Annotated in this window: 18 protein-coding genes; 10 read left to right on the top strand and 8 right to left on the bottom strand. The window is 72.3% G+C overall.

Annotated features, from left to right (window positions below; translation table 11 throughout):
• Positions 1-36 precede the first annotated feature (36 nt).
• Entirely contained in the window at positions 37-1,125 is a 1,089-nt protein-coding gene (locus GGE06_RS14230; protein WP_116160326.1) for a DUF5937 family protein, read from the top strand.
• A gap of 15 nt (positions 1,126-1,140) precedes the next feature.
• On the opposite strand, the gene GGE06_RS14235 is transcribed toward GGE06_RS14230, so the two are convergent.
• Both GGE06_RS14235 and GGE06_RS14240 read right to left on the bottom strand, forming a co-directional pair.
• Positions 1,141-1,815: a response regulator gene (locus tag GGE06_RS14235; RefSeq protein ID WP_116160325.1), complete on the bottom strand. Its 675-nt coding sequence runs from the start codon at positions 1,813-1,815 to the stop codon at positions 1,141-1,143.
• Between the two features lie 20 nt (positions 1,816-1,835).
• Positions 1,836-3,038 (bottom strand): sensor histidine kinase, encoded by a 1,203-nt coding sequence (locus GGE06_RS14240; RefSeq protein WP_116160324.1) that lies wholly within the window; start codon positions 3,036-3,038, stop codon positions 1,836-1,838.
• Positions 3,039-3,135: 97 nt separating this feature from the next.
• Between GGE06_RS14240 and GGE06_RS14245 the strand changes: the two genes are divergently transcribed.
• Entirely contained in the window at positions 3,136-4,152 is a 1,017-nt protein-coding gene (locus GGE06_RS14245) for an SAM-dependent methyltransferase (protein ID WP_184931014.1), read from the top strand.
• Positions 4,153-4,156: 4 nt separating this feature from the next.
• The gene (locus GGE06_RS14250; RefSeq protein WP_116160322.1) at positions 4,157-5,299 is read left to right on the top strand and encodes an NADH-quinone oxidoreductase subunit D; all 1,143 of its coding nucleotides are present in this window, start codon (positions 4,157-4,159) and stop codon (positions 5,297-5,299) included.
• Between the two features lie 22 nt (positions 5,300-5,321).
• Here the strand turns inward: GGE06_RS14250 and GGE06_RS14255 are convergent, their stop codons facing one another.
• The 4 genes from GGE06_RS14255 to GGE06_RS14270 form a co-directional block, all read right to left on the bottom strand.
• On the bottom strand, positions 5,322-6,332 hold the full coding sequence (locus GGE06_RS14255) for a hypothetical protein (protein WP_116160321.1): 1,011 nt from the start codon (positions 6,330-6,332) through the stop codon (positions 5,322-5,324).
• Positions 6,333-6,462: 130 nt separating this feature from the next.
• Entirely contained in the window at positions 6,463-7,461 is a 999-nt protein-coding gene (locus GGE06_RS14260; protein ID WP_221518113.1) for an ABC transporter substrate-binding protein, read from the bottom strand.
• 5 nt (positions 7,462-7,466) lie between these two features.
• Positions 7,467-8,141, bottom strand: a complete 675-nt coding sequence (locus GGE06_RS14265) for an ABC transporter permease (protein WP_184931015.1) — start codon at positions 8,139-8,141, stop codon at positions 7,467-7,469.
• A gap of 1 nt (position 8,142) precedes the next feature.
• Positions 8,143-8,829, bottom strand: a complete 687-nt coding sequence (locus GGE06_RS14270) for an ABC transporter permease (protein WP_116160319.1) — start codon at positions 8,827-8,829, stop codon at positions 8,143-8,145.
• 143 nt (positions 8,830-8,972) lie between these two features.
• Between GGE06_RS14270 and GGE06_RS14275 the strand changes: the two genes are divergently transcribed.
• A complete protein-coding gene (locus GGE06_RS14275) occupies positions 8,973-9,953 on the top strand; it encodes an ABC transporter ATP-binding protein (RefSeq protein ID WP_184931016.1) in 981 nt (326 codons plus the stop codon).
• Here the strand turns inward: GGE06_RS14275 and GGE06_RS14280 are convergent.
• A complete protein-coding gene (locus GGE06_RS14280) occupies positions 9,940-11,052 on the bottom strand; it encodes an alpha/beta hydrolase (protein ID WP_116160317.1) in 1,113 nt (370 codons plus the stop codon). The genes GGE06_RS14275 and GGE06_RS14280 overlap by 14 nt on opposite strands.
• Positions 11,053-11,217: 165 nt before the next feature.
• Here GGE06_RS14280 and GGE06_RS14285 point away from each other — a divergent pair, with 165 nt between their 5' ends.
• The 6 genes from GGE06_RS14285 to GGE06_RS14310 all read left to right on the top strand — a co-directional run bounded on the left by GGE06_RS14285 (position 11,218) and on the right by GGE06_RS14310 (position 16,168).
• The gene (locus GGE06_RS14285) at positions 11,218-13,065 is read left to right on the top strand and encodes a phosphatidylglycerol lysyltransferase domain-containing protein (RefSeq protein WP_116160316.1); all 1,848 of its coding nucleotides are present in this window, start codon (positions 11,218-11,220) and stop codon (positions 13,063-13,065) included.
• Positions 13,066-13,218: 153 nt separating this feature from the next.
• Positions 13,219-14,079 carry a dihydropteroate synthase gene (gene folP, locus GGE06_RS14290; protein ID WP_116160315.1) on the top strand — a complete coding sequence of 287 codons (861 nt, stop codon included), beginning with the start codon at positions 13,219-13,221 and terminating at the stop codon, positions 14,077-14,079.
• Positions 14,080-14,144: 65 nt separating this feature from the next.
• On the top strand, positions 14,145-14,564 hold the full coding sequence (locus GGE06_RS14295; RefSeq protein WP_246532590.1) for a nuclear transport factor 2 family protein: 420 nt from the start codon (positions 14,145-14,147) through the stop codon (positions 14,562-14,564).
• Positions 14,565-14,685: 121 nt separating this feature from the next.
• Complete coding sequence (gene folB, locus GGE06_RS14300) at positions 14,686-15,045, top strand: dihydroneopterin aldolase (RefSeq protein ID WP_116160313.1); 360 nt, start codon at positions 14,686-14,688, stop codon at positions 15,043-15,045.
• Entirely contained in the window at positions 15,042-15,641 is a 600-nt protein-coding gene (gene folK / locus GGE06_RS14305; RefSeq protein ID WP_116160312.1) for a 2-amino-4-hydroxy-6-hydroxymethyldihydropteridine diphosphokinase, read from the top strand. Before folB ends, folK begins: the two co-directional genes overlap by 4 nt.
• A gap of 47 nt (positions 15,642-15,688) precedes the next feature.
• Complete coding sequence (locus GGE06_RS14310; RefSeq protein ID WP_116160311.1) at positions 15,689-16,168, top strand: DUF3180 domain-containing protein; 480 nt, start codon at positions 15,689-15,691, stop codon at positions 16,166-16,168.
• A gap of 4 nt (positions 16,169-16,172) precedes the next feature.
• Here GGE06_RS14310 and GGE06_RS14315 read toward each other — a convergent pair whose 3' ends face one another.
• Complete coding sequence (locus GGE06_RS14315; protein ID WP_246532561.1) at positions 16,173-17,165, bottom strand: hypothetical protein; 993 nt, start codon at positions 17,163-17,165, stop codon at positions 16,173-16,175.
• Between the last annotated feature and the right edge of the window lie 43 nt (positions 17,166-17,208).

Here is a 17,208-nt window from a genome sequence, read left to right on the forward strand (position 1 = left end):
CGACAGCTCCCCCGCCGCACCCCGCACCATGGACGGGTGAGCGTGACCATCGACATCACCGGACTGCCGCACGAGCGGATCGCCTTCTGCCCCTCGCCGCTGGCCGAGCTGGGCGCCGCCCTGCACGCCCTCGCCGAGCCCACGCACCACCCCCGGCTGCACGCCTGGACCACCACGACGGCCGCCGCGCTCAAGCCGGAGCTCGCGGACCGCCTCCACGAGGCCGACTTCATGTGGCGCTCGACCCGCTCCGACATCCTGCTGCCGTCCCTCCCCCGCGAGACCCTCGCCGAGGAACTGGACGACCTCGACCGCATGGACGACGAGAAGTACGTGGCCTCGGCCCTGGAGATCTCCTGCGCCAGCCACTACACGCACGGCGCCCCCTCCCCGCTCGTCGACGAGCGGATGCGGCGCCGCGCCCTCGACCTCGCCGCCGCGCGCGGCCCGCGCCAGGCCGCCTTCGCCGAGCGGATGCTCGCGGACCCGCCCGCCACGCGCGCGTGGGTCCGGCGGCTCCTGGAGGACTGCGACGAGGCCTTCTTCGCCGACACCTGGCACCGCGTCCGGATCCAGCTCGCCGCCGACGCCCGCCACAAGACCGAGCTGATGCGCCGCAAGGGGCTGGCCGAGGCCGTCGCCGACGCCTCCTCCGCCATGGTCCTGGAGGAGGACGCGGCCGGCACCCGGATCGTCGTGGACAAGCTGATCCACGGCCGCACCAGCGCCGAGGGCTCGGGCGTGACGTTCCTGCCGACCGCCTTCGGCTGGCCGCACCTCTTCGCGCTGCACGCGCCCGGCTGGCAGCCGGTGGTCCAGTACCCCGTGCCCGCCCGCGACCTCGGCGGCGGCGCCCCCGTGGAGGCCGTGAAGCTGCGCCTGGAGGCGCTCGCGCACCCGATGCGGATGCGCATGTGCCGCAGCCTCGCCCGGGGCGCGTACACGACGAGCGAGCTGGCCGACGCGTACGGCATCACCGCCCCCGAGGTCTCCCGCCACCTCTCGGTCATGAAGAAGGCCGGGCTGACCACCACGCAGCGCCGCGGCCGGTACGTGCTCCACCAGCTCGACGTCTCCGTCGTCGCCCGGCTCGGCAGCGACTTCCTGGAGTCGGTGCTCCGCTAGGGCCTCCGAGGCGCTCTACAGCGCGCCGCCGCCCGCCCGGACCAGGCCCGTCTCGTACGCCAGGACCACGACCTGGACCCGGTCGCGCAGGCCCAGCTTGGTCAGGATGCGGCCCACGTGCGTCTTCACCGTCGCCTCGGAGAGGACGAGCCGGGCGGCGATCTCGCCGTTCGACAGGCCCTGCGCGACCAGCATCATCACCTCGCGTTCCCGGTCCGTCAGCCGCTCCAGCCCCTTGTGCTCGGGCTCCTTGCCCGAGGACGGCAGCATCGGCGAGAAGCGGTCGAGCAGCCGGCGGGTGGTCGAGGGCGCCACCACCGCGTCGCCGCTGTGCACCGAGCGGATCGCGCCCAGCAGCTCCGCCGGCGGCACGTCCTTCAGCATGAAGCCGCTCGCGCCCGCCTTCAGGCCCGAGAAGGCGTACTCGTCGAGGTCGAACGTCGTCAGGATCAGCACCTTCGGCGCCCCCGGCTCCGCGCAGATCCGCCGGGTCGTCTCCACCCCGTCCAGCTTCGGCATGCGCACGTCCATCAGGACGACGTCGACCGCCGTGGAACGCAGCACCTCCAGGGCCTCGACGCCGTCGCCGGCCTCCGCCACGACCTCCATGTCGGGCTGGGCGGCGAGCACCATGCGGAAACCGGTCCGCAGCAGCACCTGGTCGTCGACGAGCATCACGCGGATGGACATCAGGTCAGTTCCTTAGGGGTTCAGTGAGCGGGCTTGAGGGGGAGCAGGGCGCTGATCCGGAAACCGCCGCCCGGACGCGGGCCCGCGTCCAGGGTGCCGCCGACCATGCCGACCCGCTCCCGCATGCCGATCAGACCGTGGCCCCGGCCGTCGGCGCCGCCGTCCTCGTACATCTCCTGCGGAGCGCCCCGGCCGTCGTCCTCGACGAGCAGGCCGAGGCCGTCGTCGAAGTAGACGAGGCGCACGCTGGCACCGACGTCGGGACCGCCGTGCTTGCGCGTGTTGGTGAGGGCCTCCTGCACGATCCGGTACGCGGTGAGCTCGACGCCGCTGGGCAGCGGGCGCGGGCTCCCCTCGATCGCGAAGTCGACCGTGAGCCCGGCGCCCCGGACCTGCTCCACGAGGTCCTCGATCTGCCCGACGTCGGGCTGGGGCACGTACTCCCCGGCCTCCTGGTGCTCGCCGGTGCGCAGGATCCCGAGGAGTCTGCGCATCTCGGCGAGCGCCTGCCGGCCCGTGGTGGAGATCGTCTCCAGGGCCTGCTTGGCGGTCTCCGGGGAGGAGTCCATGACGTAGGCGGCGCCGTCCGCCTGGACCACCATCACCGACACGTTGTGCGCGACGACGTCGTGCAGCTCGCGGGCGATCCGGGCCCGCTCGGCGGCGACCGCGACCTTCGCCTGGGCCTCGCGCTCCTGCTCCAGGCGGGAGGCCCGCTCCTCCAGCTGCGCGAAGTACGCCCGGCGGGTTCTGAGCGAGTCGCCGAGGACCCAGGCCAGGGCGAACGGCACGGTCATGATGATCGTGAAGAAGACCTTCGCCGCGTCCGAGCCCGGCGCCTCCATGGGCCATCTGATCTGCGAGAGCGTGGAGGCGCTCAGTCCGCCGACGAGCGCGAGCCGGGACGCCCAGCGGGGTCCGTCGTGCGCGGCGACGGTGAAGATGATCACGAGCATCGCGAAGTCGGCCAGGAACGGCACCACGCCGAGGACGAGCTGGGCCACGCCCAGGGCGACCGCGAGCAGCAGCATCTTCTCCGGGGCCCGTCTGCGCAGGGCCACGACCAGGGAGAACAGCGCGGCGATCACGCCGTACGCGACGGGCTGGTCCACCGTCGGGTAGGTCTGCCCCACCCACAGCAGGGAGATCCCGAGGAGGACGACGGCCCAGAAGCCGTCGACGCCCGTCGGGTGTCTGCGGATGAAGTCGTAGAGGCGCTGCACGTCACCCAGAGTAGGGAAGGCCGACAGGTGTCCGGATCAACCGTGGGGTCGATCCTTGGCGCGGGACCCGTACTCCCCGAGGTGGAGACTGGGGCACGTGACGGACGAGACGTGTCAGGGGCAGGAGTGGCAGGGGTGGCGTGAGGCCACGGAGCGGGCGCTGTACGGCCCCGGGGGCTTCTATCTGCGCCCCGAGGGGCCGGCGGGGCACTTCCGCACCTCGGTGCACGCCTCCCCGCTGTTCGCGGGAGCCGTGGCCCGGCTGCTCGCCGAGGTCGCCGAGGAGCTGGGGACGGACGAGGTCGACCTGGTGGACGTGGGCGCGGGCCGCGGCGAGCTGCTGACGTCGGTGCTCGCGGCGGTCGGGTCCTCGCTCACGGTGCGGGCGGTCGCGGTCGAGCGCGCCGCCCGCCCGGACGGGCTCGACCCACGGGTGGAGTGGACGGACCGGGTGCCGCGGGGCGTGCGCGGGCTGCTCTTCGCGAACGAGTGGCTCGACAACGTGCCGGTGGACGTCGCCGAGGCGGACGCGGGCGGCACGGTCCGGTACGTGGAGGTCGCGCCGGACGGCACCGAACGGCTCGGCGCCCCCGTCACCGGCCCGGACGCCGACTGGCTGGACCGCTGGTGGCCGCTGCGGGAACCGGGCGCGCGGGCCGAGATCGGGCGCCCCCGCGACGAGGCCTGGGCGGCGGCGGTCGCCTCGCTGGCGGCGGGCCGCGCGGTGGCCGTGGACTACGCGCACGTACGGGCCGCCCGGCCGCCCTTCGGGACCCTGACCGGCTTCCGCGACGGCCGCGAGGTCCCGCCGGTCCCGGACGGAAGCTGCGACGTGACGTCCCATGTGGCGCTGGACGCGTGCGGGGACTCCGGTGCGCCCGGCGCCGAGCTGGTCACGCAGCGGGAGGCGCTGGGTCGGCTCGGGGTGTCCGGGGCGCGGCCGCCGCTCTCGCTCGCCTCGACCGACCCCGCCGGGTACGTCCGTGCGCTCGCCTCCGCCGGTGAGGCGGCCGAGCTGACCGCCCGCGGCGGTCTCGGCGACTTCCTCTGGTTGAGCTGCCGCGTCCGCCCCTGGGACGGGGGCCCGGTGGCCCGGGACGGCAGGGGATACTGACCGCATGACGGAGACGACGGTCGGAATCGGCGGCGCGGCGGAGAGCACCGACATGGTGCTGAACATCGGACCGCAGCATCCCTCGACCCACGGCGTGCTCCGGCTCCGGCTCGTGCTGGACGGCGAGGTCGTCCGGCACGCCGAGCCGGTGATCGGCTACATGCACCGGGGCGCCGAGAAGCTCTTCGAGGCGCGGGACTACCGGCAGATCATCATGCTGGCCAACCGCCACGACTGGCTGTCCGCGTTCTCCAACGAGCTCGGGGTCGTCATGGCCGTCGAGCGGATGCTCGGCATGGAGGTCCCGGAGCGGGCCGTGTGGACGCGGACGCTGCTCGCCGAGCTGAACCGGGTCCTCAACCACCTGATGTTCCTCGGCTCGTACCCGCTCGAACTGGGCGGCATCACGCCCGTCTTCCACGCCTTCCGGGAGCGCGAGGAGCTCCAGGCGGTGATGGAGGAGGTCTCCGGCGGCCGGATGCACTACATGTTCAACCGGGTCGGCGGCCTCAAGGAGGACCTGCCCGCGGGCTGGCTGGGCCGTGCGCGGCAGGCCGTCGCGGACGTGCGGTCGCGGATGGACGTGTACGACCGGCTGGTCCTCGGCAACGAGATCTTCCGGGGCCGTACGCGCGGGGTCGGCGTCCTCGCCCCGGAGACCGTCCACGCGTACGGGGTGTCCGGGCCCATCGCCCGCGCCTCGGGCGTCGACTTCGACCTGCGCCGTGACGAGCCGTACCTCGCGTACGGGGAGCTCCAGGACACCCTGAAGGTGGCCGTGCGGCAGGAGGGCGACTGCCTCGCCCGCTTCGAGTGCCTCCTCGACCAGACGCACAACTCGCTCGACCTGGCGGACGCCTGCCTGGACCGGATGGCCGAGCTGCCGCAGGGGCCCATCAACCAGCGGCTGCCGAAGGTGCTCAAGGCACCGGAGGGCCACACGTACGCCTGGACCGAGAACCCGCTCGGCGTCAACGGCTACTACCTGGTGTCCAAGGGCGAGAAGACCCCGTACCGGCTGAAGCTGCGCTCGGCGTCCTTCAACAACATCCAGGCGCTGGTGGAACTGCTCCCGGGAACCCTCGTCGCGGACATGGTGGCGATCCTGGGCTCGCTGTTCTTCGTGGTGGGCGACATCGACAAGTAGCCGCCCACCCGGGCCGGGGCCGTCAGGAGCTGACCGCGCCCCTGAGTTCGGCGACGTCCAGCTGTTCCGTCTCGTCGTGCGCCGTCAGGTCGATGACCTGGCCGATCGTGCGGGGGGCCGGCGGCACCGGCGTGAGGAGGGGGGTGGCGGAGGCGAGGACCTCCTCGCCCACGACGTCGGCGAGGTCGCTGTTCTGCACGGCCTCGATCGCGGCCGCCGCCTTCTGCGTACCGAAGAAGTCGAAGCCGCCCTCGGGGCGCGGGACGGGCCTGCGGGCCGCGTACGGGACGACCGCGGAGGCGACCGGGACGGCGGGCAGGGCGGTGGAGGGGGTGGCGGCGGCCGGGCGGGTGTGCTGCTCGGTTCCGGCGGCCGCCGCGTGCTTCCCCTGCGGCTCCTCCGTGTCCCGGGCGCGCTCGGCGAGGTCGCGGGCGCGGGCGGCCTCGGCGGTGCGGCGGGCCTGCTGGGCCGCGGCGTTGCGCGGGAGGTCGCGCAGGGCCTGGGCGGCGCGGCGGAAGGCCTCCGGGGTGGGCGTGGATCCGGCGGCGGGCAGCGCCTTGGCGTCGGGGGCGGCGGCGCTCGTCTCCAGGGCGAGGACGCGGCGGCCCTCCAGGGCGCTGGCGCGCTCGGTCTCCGCGGTGGCGTACCGGCGGAGCAGGTCGGCGTGCTCGCCGCGCAGTCCGGCGAGCTCCACGCGCTTGGCGCGGAGTTTGGCGTCGAGCCGGGAGCGCAGCGCGCGGGACTCCTCGAGGTCGGCCTCCAGCTCGGCGGTCCGCTCCTCGGCCTTCCACACCTCGGCGGCGCGCGCCCGGTCGAGTTCGGCGACCTTGAGGCCGGCGTTCCGGTCCCAACTGCGCATGAGGACGGCGCCGGTGACGGCCGCGGCGGCCGCCGCGACCGCGAGCAGCCGCGCGATCACCGGGTCGCCGGGCAGCCAGGCGGCCGCGGCGCACACGACCGCGGCGCCGGCGACCGCGGACGGCGGCATCAGCTTGTGCAGAGGCGGGGAATGGCGATGGCGTCCACGTGGCATGGCCTGAAATTTACCGTGCGTAGGCGCCATGTGGGGCGTCGGCCCGGCAATCTCTTGGCCACTTCTCGCCACCAGAAGTGGATATCGACGGTTCCGGTTCCGTTTCGGGCCGACTCCCCTCCCCCACCGTCTACTTCTTGAGCAGCCCCTTCGTCTCCAGATACTCCTTGGCGACGTCCTCCGGCTTCGCCCGCTCGGCGTCCACCTTGCGGTTGAGTTCGGCGAGATCCGCTGTGGTGAGCACCTTGGTGATCTTGTCGAGGGCGGCGGCTATCTCCGGAGCGCCGGCGTCCTTGGCGTTGACCACCGGCAGGACGTTGTCGGCGTTCTGCAGCTTCTTGTCGTCGGCGAGGAAGACGAGGCCGTAGCCGTCGACGGTGGCGTCCGTGGTGGTCGTCAGGACCAGCTGGTCCACCCCGTCCTTGACGGCCTGCTTGGCCTGCGGCGTACCGACGCCCTTGGGGTCGATCCCGGCCACGTCGATCCCGTACGTCTTCTTCAGACCGGGCGCGCAGAAGGGCCGCACCGCGCATTCGTCACCGGCCGCGATCTTCACCTTCAGCTTCGCCCGGCCGAGATCCGAAAGCGTCGTCAGCTTGTTCTTCGCGGCGAATTCCTTCGTCACCGCGAAGGCGTTCTGATCGACGGCCTCTCCGGCCGCGAGGACCTTCAGACCGCGCGGTTCGGCGAGCTTCCGCAGGGCGTCGACGGTGGGCGTCACATCACCCGAGGCGACCGGCTTGTCCTCGGGCGCCTTCGGGCCGTTCACCTTCGCGTTGAGGAATTCCGCGACGGTCGCCGCGTATTCCGGGACGACGTCGATCTCGCCGTTCTCCAGGGAGGGTTCGTACAGCTCGCGATTCTTCACGGTGGTGATCGACACCGAGTAGCCCTCGGCCCTCAGCGACTGCGCGTACAGCTCGGCGAGGACCTTGGCCTCCGTGAAGGCGGCCGCGCCGACCACCAGCGAGCCCTTCTTCCCGGCAGCGGAGTCGCCGGAGCCGCCCGAGTCCTTCTTCTTGCCTTCCTCCAGGCTGTCGCCGCCGCACGCGGCGAGGGCGACGGTCAGCGCCGCCGTCCCCAGCAGCGCGCCCGCGATACGCGAGACCCTGTTCACGAGATCACCCATCCCAGTCAGCGTTCGGTCATTCGTCTGTCACGTGTCAAAAGGCGGTCCGCGGCCACCAGGACGCCCTCCACCAGGAGCGCCAGCAGCGCCACGAGCACGGCGCCCGCGACCACCTGCGCGGTGTCGTACGTGGCGAAGCCGGCCGTGATGATCCGGCCCAGACCGCCCTGGCCGACCATCGCGGCGACCGTCGCCGTGGCGACGACCTGCACGGCGGCCGAGCGGATCCCGGTCATCACCACGGGCCGGGCCAGCGGGAGTTCGACGCGCAGGAAGAGCTGTCCGCCCGTCATCCCCATGCCCCGCGCCGCCCGCACCGCCGCCCGGTCGACCTCCCGCACCCCCACGTACGCGTTGGTGAGGAGCGGGGGCATCGCGAACAGCACGAGGGCCACCACGGTCGGCACATAGCCGGCGTTCCGCAGGGGCGACACCATGAACAGCGCGAGGACCGCGAAGACGGGGATCGCCCGCCCCACGTTCGACACGTTCACGGCGAGCGTCCCGCCGCGGCCGAGGTGGCCGAGCCACAGGCCGAGCGGAAGCGCGAGCGCCGCGGCGATCAGCAGCGCCGCCCCGCTCACGTACACGTGCTCGGCGAGCCGCCGCCCGATGCCCTCCTCGCCCGTCCAGTGCGCGCCGGTGGCGAGCCAGCCCCAGGCGTCCGTCACGATGCCCATGTCACCCGCCTCCCGGCGCGGTCCGTATCCGGGTCCAGGGCGTGAGCAGCCGCTGGAGGCCCAGGAGCAGCAGGTCGGCGGTGACGGCGAGCAGCACGCACAGCACCGAGGCGGCGAGCATCTGCGCCTTGAAGAAGGTCGGCAGCGCGTCGTCGATGAGGTTGCCCAGGCCCCCGCGGCCGACGACCGAGCCGACCGTCGTCAGGGCGATCGTGGAGACCGTCGCCATCCGTATGCCCGCCATCAGCACCGGCAGCGCCAGCGGCAGTTCGACCTGCCAGAGCATGCGCAGCGAGCCGTACCCCATGCCCCGGGCCGCCTCCCGCGTCTCGGCCGGCACGGCGGCGAGCCCCGCCAGGGTGTTGCGCACGAGGATCGTCAGCGCGTACAGCACGAGGCCGGTGACGACGAGCGCCGCCGACAGGCCGAAGAACGGCAGCAGCAGCGAGAACATCGCCAGCGACGGCACCGTGTAGAGCAGGGTGGTCAGTCCGAGGACCGGTCCCGCGAAGCGGGGCCGGGCGCGGACGAGCAGCGCGAGGGGCACCGCGACCGCGAGCGCGATCAGCACGGACACGACCGTGATTCCCACATGCTGGAGCAGCGCTTCCGTCAACTCCCCGCTGCGCGTGCGCAGGTACTCACCGCAGATCCAGTCGTTCGCGACCAGACAGTTCGGCGCGCTCATCGTCCCTCCCCCCGGGTCGTCCGCCCTCCCGAACGCTTGTGTGACGACCCTAACCCCCGGCACCGACAATCCCCGAGATCCGCCACCATGCGGCAACACGCCCTTCACACAAGGCCGTCGCCCAGGGGACAGAATGGGGAACCATGATCCGGTTCGAGCACGTGACCAAGCGGTACGACGACGGCACCACCGCCGTCGACGACCTCTCCTTCGAGGTCGCCGAGGGCGAACTCGTCACCCTGGTCGGCCCGTCGGGCTGCGGCAAGACGACCACGATGATGATGGTGAACCGGCTCGTCGAGCCGACCTCGGGCCGCGTCCTCGTCGACGGCCGGGACATATCCGGCGTCGACCCGGTCGCCCTGCGCCGCAAGATCGGCTACGTCATCCAGCAGGTCGGGCTCTTCCCCCACCGCACGGTCCTCGACAACACCGCGACCGTCCCCGCCCTCCTCGGCTGGAAGAAGGCCGCCGCACGCGCGCGTGCCGCCGAACTCCTCGACCTCGTCGGCCTCGACCCGGCCGTCTACGGCTCCCGCTACCCCGCCCAGCTCTCCGGCGGCCAGCGCCAGCGCGTCGGCGTCGCCCGCGCGCTCGCCGCCGACCCGCCCGTCCTCCTCATGGACGAGCCCTTCGGCGCCGTCGACCCGGTCGTCCGCGAGCGCCTCCAGAACGAGTTCCTCGCGCTCCAGGCCACCGTCCGCAAGACCGTCCTCCTCGTCACCCACGACATCGAGGAGGCCGTCCGCATGGGCGACCGCATGGCCGTCTACGGGCAGGGCCGCATCGAGCAGTTCGACACGCCCGCCACCGTCCTCGGCTCCCCCGCCACCCCGTACGTCGCGGACTTCGTCGGCAGCGACCGCGGCCTCAAGCGCCTCGCGGTCACCCCCGTCACCGAGGCCGACCTCGACCCCGCGCCCCGCCCGGCCGGCGACCAGGGCGACGCCCACGTACCCCTCGGGACCTCCCTCAAGGACGCCCTCGCCGTGCTCCTCCAGCACGACACCGGCCGCCTCACCGTCACCGGCGACGACGGCCGGCCGCTCGGCGTCCTCACCCCGGCCGGCGTCCACCGCGCCCTGCGCCGGGCCTCGGCGCCCGCGGACCCTAGTTCGCGCTGAGCCTTCCACCCATCCAGATCAGGCCCGGCGGCAGCTCGCGGTTCCACGTGTTGAAGTTGTGGCCGCCGCTGTCGAGGATGATCGACGAGACCGTCGCCGGGCTCTTCACCTTCTTGATGAACTGCCGCGTCCCCTTCAGGTTGCTCTCGCCCCGCTTCGACGAGGTCACCAGGAACGACGTCTCCCCCCGCGGCCGGTGATCCAGGCTCCACAGCAGGTCGCCCCGCTTGCGCAGCGCGTCGTCCCCGTGGAACAGGTCCCCGGTCGTGACGTCCTCCGCCGCCCGGTAGTACGCGGAGAAACCCGCCCCCGCCGTGAACCGGTCCGGGTGGTGGAGCGCCATCTTCAGGGCGCAGTAGCCGCCCGTCGAGTTCCCCATGAACCCCCAGTTCCGCGCCCTCTTCCCCACCCGGTACCTCTCCGAGACCGCCTTCGGCAGGTCCTGGGCGAAGAAGGTCTCCGTCTGCGGGCCCCCGGGAACGTCCACGCACTCGGTGTCCCTCGGCGGCGCCACCGTCGGACGCAGCATCACCAGGATCATCGGCTGCATCCGCCCCGCCTTCGCCTGGAGGTACGCCGTCTTCGGATAGTTGAGCCCCTTGATCAGGTTCTCCGCCGTCCCCGGATACCCGGTGAGCACCACGGAGGCCGGGAACGTCCGCTTGGCGTACTGCGGCTGGAAGTACTCCGGAGGCAGGTACACATAGGCCGGCGAGACGATCCCCGAGCGGTCGCCCGCCACCATGACCTTCTGGATCTGCCCCCCGACCGAAGGACGGCCACCGCCCGGCACGTCCAGCCCCTGCGTCCCCAGCACCCGGAGGTGCTTCGAGCCGGCCGCGTGGTCGACGACCACACCCATGTCCTGCTCCTGCCCGAACAGATCGGCCCACGAGCCGTAGAAGAGGAACGACCGGTTCGCCGCCAGGCCGACCGCCGCGAACAGCGTCACCTGCGTCACGAGCAGCAGCCCCACCCGGCCCACCACCGGCCGCCAACCGCGGCGCGCCAGCCGCGGCCACAGCCAGACCGTGGCCAGGAACAGCACCACGGCCAGCGCCACGGCCGACACGAGGACTTTGTTACTGGTGAGACCCATGGGACGACCGAGCCTTCTTTCCGAGATTTTCCCGTGCGTGAATGAACCCGACCCCGTACGCCTTCGTCATAGAAGGCGCACCAGCCGGGACGGCCCGCCGAACGAGCCGCAGGGCCCGACCGGAGTCAAAGACCCTGCGCAGGACCACGGGAAGTACGGGAAGCCATGTCTGTCACGGTAGATGGGGACAAATCGGGATCGGTTCCGATTCGGGTGCGGCAGATTCTCCGCGGCCCCCGCCCCGAGAAGGTCCCGACCTTCATCGGCACGGCCTGCACCCTCATCGGCCTCATCGACATCGCCGCCGGGGTCTTCCCCCGCTTCCGGGCCAGCCGCATGCACCACGCGGCCGAAGTCCTCCCCGGCACCCTCGGCCCCCTCTCCGCCGCCCTCTCCCTGAGCGCCGGCGTCCTCCTCCTGCTCCTCGCCCACGGCCTCAAGCGGCACAAACGCCGCGCCTGGCGCGCCGCCGTCGTCCTCCTCCCCCTCGGCGCCGCCGCCCAGTTCGCCTGGCGCCACTCCGTCCTCGGCGCCCTCCTCTCCCTCGCACTCCTCACCCCCCTCGTACGCCACCGAAGCGAGTTCAACGCCCTCCCCGACCCCCGCAGCCGCTGGCGGGCACTCGCCAACTTCGTCGTCATGGGCGCCGGATCCATCGCCCTCGGCCTCGTCATCGTCAGCGCCCACCCCCGCCGCATCATCGGCAGCCCCAGCCTCGCCGACCGCCTCGAACACGTCCTCTACGGACTCCTCGGCATCGAAGGCCCCGTCGCCTACACCCGGGGCGTCGACTGGACCGTCGGCTACTCCCTCGGCGCCCTCGGCATGCTCACCGCCCTCACCACCATCTACCTCGCCTTCCGCCCCGAACACCCCGCCGCCCGCCTCACCGACGAGGACGAGACCCGCCTCCGCGCCCTCCTCGACCAGCACGGCGGCCGCGACTCCCTCGGCCACTTCGCCCTCCGCCGCGACAAGGGCGTCGTCTTCTCCCCCAGCGGCAAGGCCGCCGTCTGCTACCGCGTCGTCTCCGGCGTCATGCTCGCCAGCGGCGACCCCATCGGCGACGTCGAAGCCTGGCCCGGCGCCATCGAACGCTTCATGGACGAAGCCAAGGCCCACTCCTGGACCCCCGCCGTCATGGGCTGCTCCGAGACCGGCGGCCAGGTCTGGACCCGCGAGACCGGCCTCGACGCCCTCGAACTCGGCGACGAGGCGGTCGTCGACGTCGCCGACTTCTCCCTCACCGGCCGCGCCATGCGCAACGTCCGCCAGATGGTCAAACGCATCGAACGCAACGGCTACACCACCCGCGTCCGCCGCGTCCGCGACCTCGACGACGAAGAACTCGAACGCGTCCGCCGCGCCGCCGCCGACTGGCGCGGCACCGACACCGAACGCGGCTTCTCCATGGCCCTCGGCCGCATCGGCGCCCCCGGCGACGGAGACGCCGTCATAGCGACCGCCCACAAGACCGACGACACCGAAGGGACCGACTCGCCCTACGGAGACCTCAAGGCGATCATCCACTTCGTCCCCTGGGGCCCCGACGGCATGTCCCTCGAACTCATGCGCCGCGACCGCTCCGCCGACCCCGGCATGAACGAGCTCCTCATCGTCGCCGCCCTCCAGGCCTCCCCCGACCTCGGCATCACCCGCGTCTCCCTCAACTTCGCCATGTTCCGCGCCGCCCTCGCCCGCGGCGAGAAGATCGGCGCCGGCCCCGTCCTGCGCATCTGGCGCGGACTCCTCGTCTTCCTCTCCCGCTGGTTCCAGATCGAGTCGCTCTACAAGTTCAACGCCAAGTTCCGGCCACGCTGGGAACCCCGCTTCGTCGTCTACCGCAAGAGCGGCGACCTCCCCCGCATCGGCTTCGCCGCCATGCAGGCCGAAGGCTTCGTGAACCTCTCCCTGCCCCGCCCCTTCACCCGCAGGCGCCCCACCCCCGGCCCCCGCCCCTGCACCCACATCGTCCCCGCCCAGACCGGAGACCACGAGGTCCGCGCCGCCTGACCGAACCACCCACCCGGCCCAGGCACCCGCCCCACGCCACCCGACCGCGACACCCGACCAGCCCGGCCACCGGACCCGCCCCACCCTCACGCACACGCCCCCAGCGCCAGGTCCACGCGGCCTGATATCGCCCCTGGGCCCTACGCTGGACACATGAGTACGACGATCGACCGGGGCACGGCACTCGGCCTGCCGGAGTGGGACCGCTGCGCGGTCATGGGCGTGGTCAACGTGACCCCCGACTCCTTCTCCGACGGCGGCCGCTGGTTCGACACCACGGCCGCCGTCAAACACGGCCTCGACCTCGTCGCCGAAGGCGCCGACCTCATCGACGTCGGCGGCGAATCCACCCGCCCCGGCGCCACCCGCGTCGACGAGGACGAAGAACTCCGCCGCGTCATCCCCGTCGTCCGCGGCCTCGCCGCCGAAGGCGTCACCGTCTCCGTCGACACCATGCGCGCCACCGTCGCCGCCCGCGCCGTCGACGCCGGCGCCCTCCTCGTCAACGACGTCAGCGGCGGCCTCGCCGACCCCGCCATGATCCCCACCGTCGCCGCCGCCGAAGTCCCCTTCGTCGTCATGCACTGGCGCGGCTTCAGCGACAACATGAACAGCCTCGCCGTCTACGACGACGTCCTCCGCGAAGTCCTCACCGAACTCCGCACCCGCATGGAAGCCGTCGTCGACGGCGGCATCGCCCCCGAGCGGATCGTCATCGACCCCGGACTCGGCTTCGCCAAACTCGCCCCCCACGACCTCGCCCTCGTCGCCCACCTCCCCGAGCTCCGCGCCCTCGGCCGCCCCCTCCTCGTCGCCGCCTCCCGCAAACGCTTCCTCGGCCACGTCCTCACCCGCGAAGGCGCCACCCCGCCCCCCGCCCGCGAACGCGACGCCGCCACCGCCGCCGTCTCCGCCATCGCCGCCCACACCGGCGCCTGGGCCGTCCGCGTCCACGAGGTACGCGCCACCGCCGACGCCGTACGCGTCGCCAGGGCCGTCGAAGGAGCCGCGTGAGCCCCACGGACCGCACCACCGACGAAGCAGCCGTCGAAGCCGCCAACACCGCCTTCTACGAGGCCATGGAGACCGGCGACTTCGAACGCCTCTCCGCCCTCTGGCTCGACGACGGAGCCACCCCCATCACCTGCGTCCACCCCGGCTGGCCCGTCCTCACCGGCCGCGGCGAGGTGCTCCGCTCGTACGCCCTGATCATGGCGAACACCGACTACATCCAGTTCTTCCTCACCGACCTCCGGATCTCCCTCACCGGCGACACCGCCCTCGTCACCTGCACCGAGAACATCCTCAGCGGCGGCCCCGCCGAGGACGGCGCCGAGCTCGGCCCCCTCGTCGGCCAGCTCGTCGTCGCCACCAACGTGTTCCGCCGCACACCCGCCGGCTGGAAGATCTGGTCCCACCACGCCTCCCCCGTCCTCGGCGAGACCACGGAGACAAGCAGCCCGGAAGACGGCTCCGAACCTTCGGAACCACCCGCCTGACCCGCCCCCGGCCACCCAAGAGCAAGCGCTGTCGGCCCCCGCAGGTAGATTCGAAGTGGACACCCGGCCGTCCGCACCCGGCTGCGTGGCCACCCGAACTACGACAGCAGGAGTGATTCGCGTGGATCGTGTCGCGCTGCGCGGCCTCAAGGCCCGAGGCCACCACGGCGTCTTCCCCAAGGAGCGCGAGGAGGGCCAGACCTTCATCGTGGACCTGGTCCTCGGCCTGGACACCCGCCCGGCGGCCGCCGAGGACGACCTGACGAAGACCGTCCACTACGGAATCGTCGCCGAAGAGGTCGTCGACGTCGTCCAGGGCGAGCCCGTCGACCTCATCGAAACCCTCGCCGAGCGCATCGCCCAGCAATGCCTCAGCCACGCCGGGGTACAAGAAGTGGAGGTCGTCGTCCACAAGCCGGACGCGCCCATCACCGTGCCCTTCGACGACGTGACCATCACGATCACCCGGAGCCGACGATGAAGCCGACGCAGAGCGACCCCACCGTCCAGCCCGTACCGGCCTCCGTCGTCGAGACCGTCGACGCCGCCGACACCACCCTCTCCAACCCCCGCTGGGCCGTCCTCGCCCTCGGCGCCAACCTCGGCAACCGCCTGGAGAACCTCCAGGGAGCCGTCGACGCCCTCGGCGACACGCCCGGCCTCCGGGTCAAGGCCGTCTCCCCCGTCTACGAGACGGCCCCCTGGGGCGTCGAACCGGGCACCCAGCCCTCCTACCTCAACGCCGTCGCCCTCGTACGGACCACCCTGCCGCCCTCCTCCCTCCTGGAGCGCGCCCACGCCGTCGAGGAGGCCTTCCACCGCGTCCGCGAGGAACGCTGGGGCGCCCGCACCATCGACGTCGACATCGTCGCGTACGCGGACGTCGTCTCCGACGACCCCCTCCTCACCCTCCCGCACCCCCGCGCCCACCAGCGCGCCTTCGTCCTCGCCCCCTGGCACGACGTCGACCCCGACGCCCAGCTCCCCGGCCACGGCCCGGTCGCCGACCTCCTCGCCGCCCTCGGCGACGAAGGCGTCACCCCCCGAGCCGACCTGGAACTCCGTCTCCCCGAGTAGTCGTTACGCTCGGGGAGACCGCCCGACGACCACACGAAGGACACCCGGTGAAACAACTGCGGCTGAAGGTACTCACCGGACTGTTCCTCGTCGCCGGCGTCCTCTCCTGGGGCGCCGCCCGGCTCTGGGACTCGGTCGGCACCCTCCCCAGCGTTCCGCTCGCCGCACCGATCGTCCTCGCCGTCATCGCCGTCGTCCTCACCGCGACCGCCCTCTCGATCCGCGTCCGCCTCAAGGCCCAGCGCGAACGCCGCCCCGGCGCCAAGGGCGTCGAACCCCTCATGGCGGCCCGCGCGGTGGTCTTCGGCCAGGCGAGCGCCCTCGTCGCCGCCCTCGTCGCCGGCATGTACGGCGGCACGGGCGTCTTCCTCCTCGGCTCCCTCGACATCCCCGCCCGCCGCGACCAGGCCCTCTACGCGGCCTTCTCGGTCGCGGCGGGCATCGCCGTCATCGCCGCCGCCCTCTTCCTGGAACGCGTCTGCAAGCTCCCGGAGGACGACGACAAGAACCACGCCCCGGCGGCCTAGCCCCCTACCAGGGCTCCCGCGCGAGGTGCCCGTTCACCAGGAAGGTGGGGTGGGGGGCGAGGCGGTAGCTGTAGAAGGTGAAGGGCTTGGCGCCGAGGGCGGGGCGGGGGCGGACCTCTTGGACCTTGACCCAGGAGGACTCGGGCGGGTCCAGGGGGTGGTGTTCGGGGTGGAAGGTGCCACGGTCGGTCCAGCGGTTCGACACATAGAGCTGTGAGGCCAGCCCCCGCTTCGCCGGCGTGAAGCGCGCGCCGATGACCTGCGCCAGCTCGACTAGAAACTGCACGTTGGCGCTTGCGATCATCCGCCCCCATCCGTGCTTGGGGGTGAAACCGTCGCCGTCGACGTACCCGTCAAGAAAACCCTTGAAGGTATCGATGTCGCGCAGTACGACGCGCGGGAAGCGCTGCCGCATGTGGTGGGCATCCCCGCCCACGTAGTGCCGCAGCGCGTCGGCAAGGTACGAGGAGACCACCCGTACACGGAAGCCGGGCAGGTCCCGCTTCAGATAGCCGGACGGCCGGGTCACCGCCTCAAGACGGGCGGGGAGCCCTGTACAGGCCGTGAGCGCGGCCGCGTACCGGGCCGCAAAGGCCTCCTCGTTCACGATCAGCGACACGTAGTTCTTGTAGACGGTTCCGTCCGCGCAGGTGGCACCGACGAAATAGCCGAACTCGTACCCCGGTCGGATCGTCGGCCGCTCCCGGCACAGCTTCTTCGCATGCGTCCAGGCGACCGCCGTCCCCGCCACATCCGCCGCCCGTGCCCACCCGTCCGGTGTGAGCAGCAGCAGGTCCGGGCTGGCGGTGAAGGTCATGTGGTCCGTGACCACGTCGACGGCCTGTCGCCCCTTCACCGCCGTCACGTCCACGACCGTGGTCTGCACCGTCCGGTCGCCGTCCAGCGTCCACATCGCGCTGCCCGGCACCACGTTCTTGGCCTGTGCGCAGCCGTCCACCAGGTTGACCAGCATCTTGCTGGTCGGTCCGTACCCCATACCGCCCCCTTGATCAGCGATGAGTTCCGCTGATCAAGGACGC

Origin of the sequence: Streptomyces nymphaeiformis (genome assembly GCF_014203895.1) — a bacterium.
Lineage (GTDB): Bacteria > Actinomycetota > Actinomycetes > Streptomycetales > Streptomycetaceae > Streptomyces > Streptomyces nymphaeiformis.

What these genes read in the sequence shown, in the direction of transcription:
- folK (WP_116160312.1), top strand. Translation starts at nt 15,042, where the DNA reads ATGAAGCCGACGCAGAGCGACCCCACCGTCCAGCCCGTACCGGCCTCC.
- GGE06_RS14255 (WP_116160321.1), bottom strand. Translation starts at nt 6,332, where the DNA reads ATGCCACGTGGACGCCATCGCCATTCCCCGCCTCTGCACAAGCTGATG.
- folP (WP_116160315.1), top strand. Translation starts at nt 13,219, where the DNA reads ATGAGTACGACGATCGACCGGGGCACGGCACTCGGCCTGCCGGAGTGG.
- GGE06_RS14275 (WP_184931016.1), top strand. Translation starts at nt 8,973, where the DNA reads ATGATCCGGTTCGAGCACGTGACCAAGCGGTACGACGACGGCACCACC.
- GGE06_RS14295 (WP_246532590.1), top strand. Translation starts at nt 14,145, where the DNA reads ATGGAGACCGGCGACTTCGAACGCCTCTCCGCCCTCTGGCTCGACGAC.
- GGE06_RS14315 (WP_246532561.1), bottom strand. Translation starts at nt 17,165, where the DNA reads ATGGGGTACGGACCGACCAGCAAGATGCTGGTCAACCTGGTGGACGGC.
- GGE06_RS14270 (WP_116160319.1), bottom strand. Translation starts at nt 8,829, where the DNA reads ATGAGCGCGCCGAACTGTCTGGTCGCGAACGACTGGATCTGCGGTGAG.
- GGE06_RS14235 (WP_116160325.1), bottom strand. Translation starts at nt 1,815, where the DNA reads ATGTCCATCCGCGTGATGCTCGTCGACGACCAGGTGCTGCTGCGGACC.
- GGE06_RS14260 (WP_221518113.1), bottom strand. Translation starts at nt 7,461, where the DNA reads ATGGGTGATCTCGTGAACAGGGTCTCGCGTATCGCGGGCGCGCTGCTG.
- GGE06_RS14285 (WP_116160316.1), top strand. Translation starts at nt 11,218, where the DNA reads ATGTCTGTCACGGTAGATGGGGACAAATCGGGATCGGTTCCGATTCGG.
- GGE06_RS14280 (WP_116160317.1), bottom strand. Translation starts at nt 11,052, where the DNA reads ATGGGTCTCACCAGTAACAAAGTCCTCGTGTCGGCCGTGGCGCTGGCC.
- GGE06_RS14250 (WP_116160322.1), top strand. Translation starts at nt 4,157, where the DNA reads ATGACGGAGACGACGGTCGGAATCGGCGGCGCGGCGGAGAGCACCGAC.
- GGE06_RS14265 (WP_184931015.1), bottom strand. Translation starts at nt 8,141, where the DNA reads ATGGGCATCGTGACGGACGCCTGGGGCTGGCTCGCCACCGGCGCGCAC.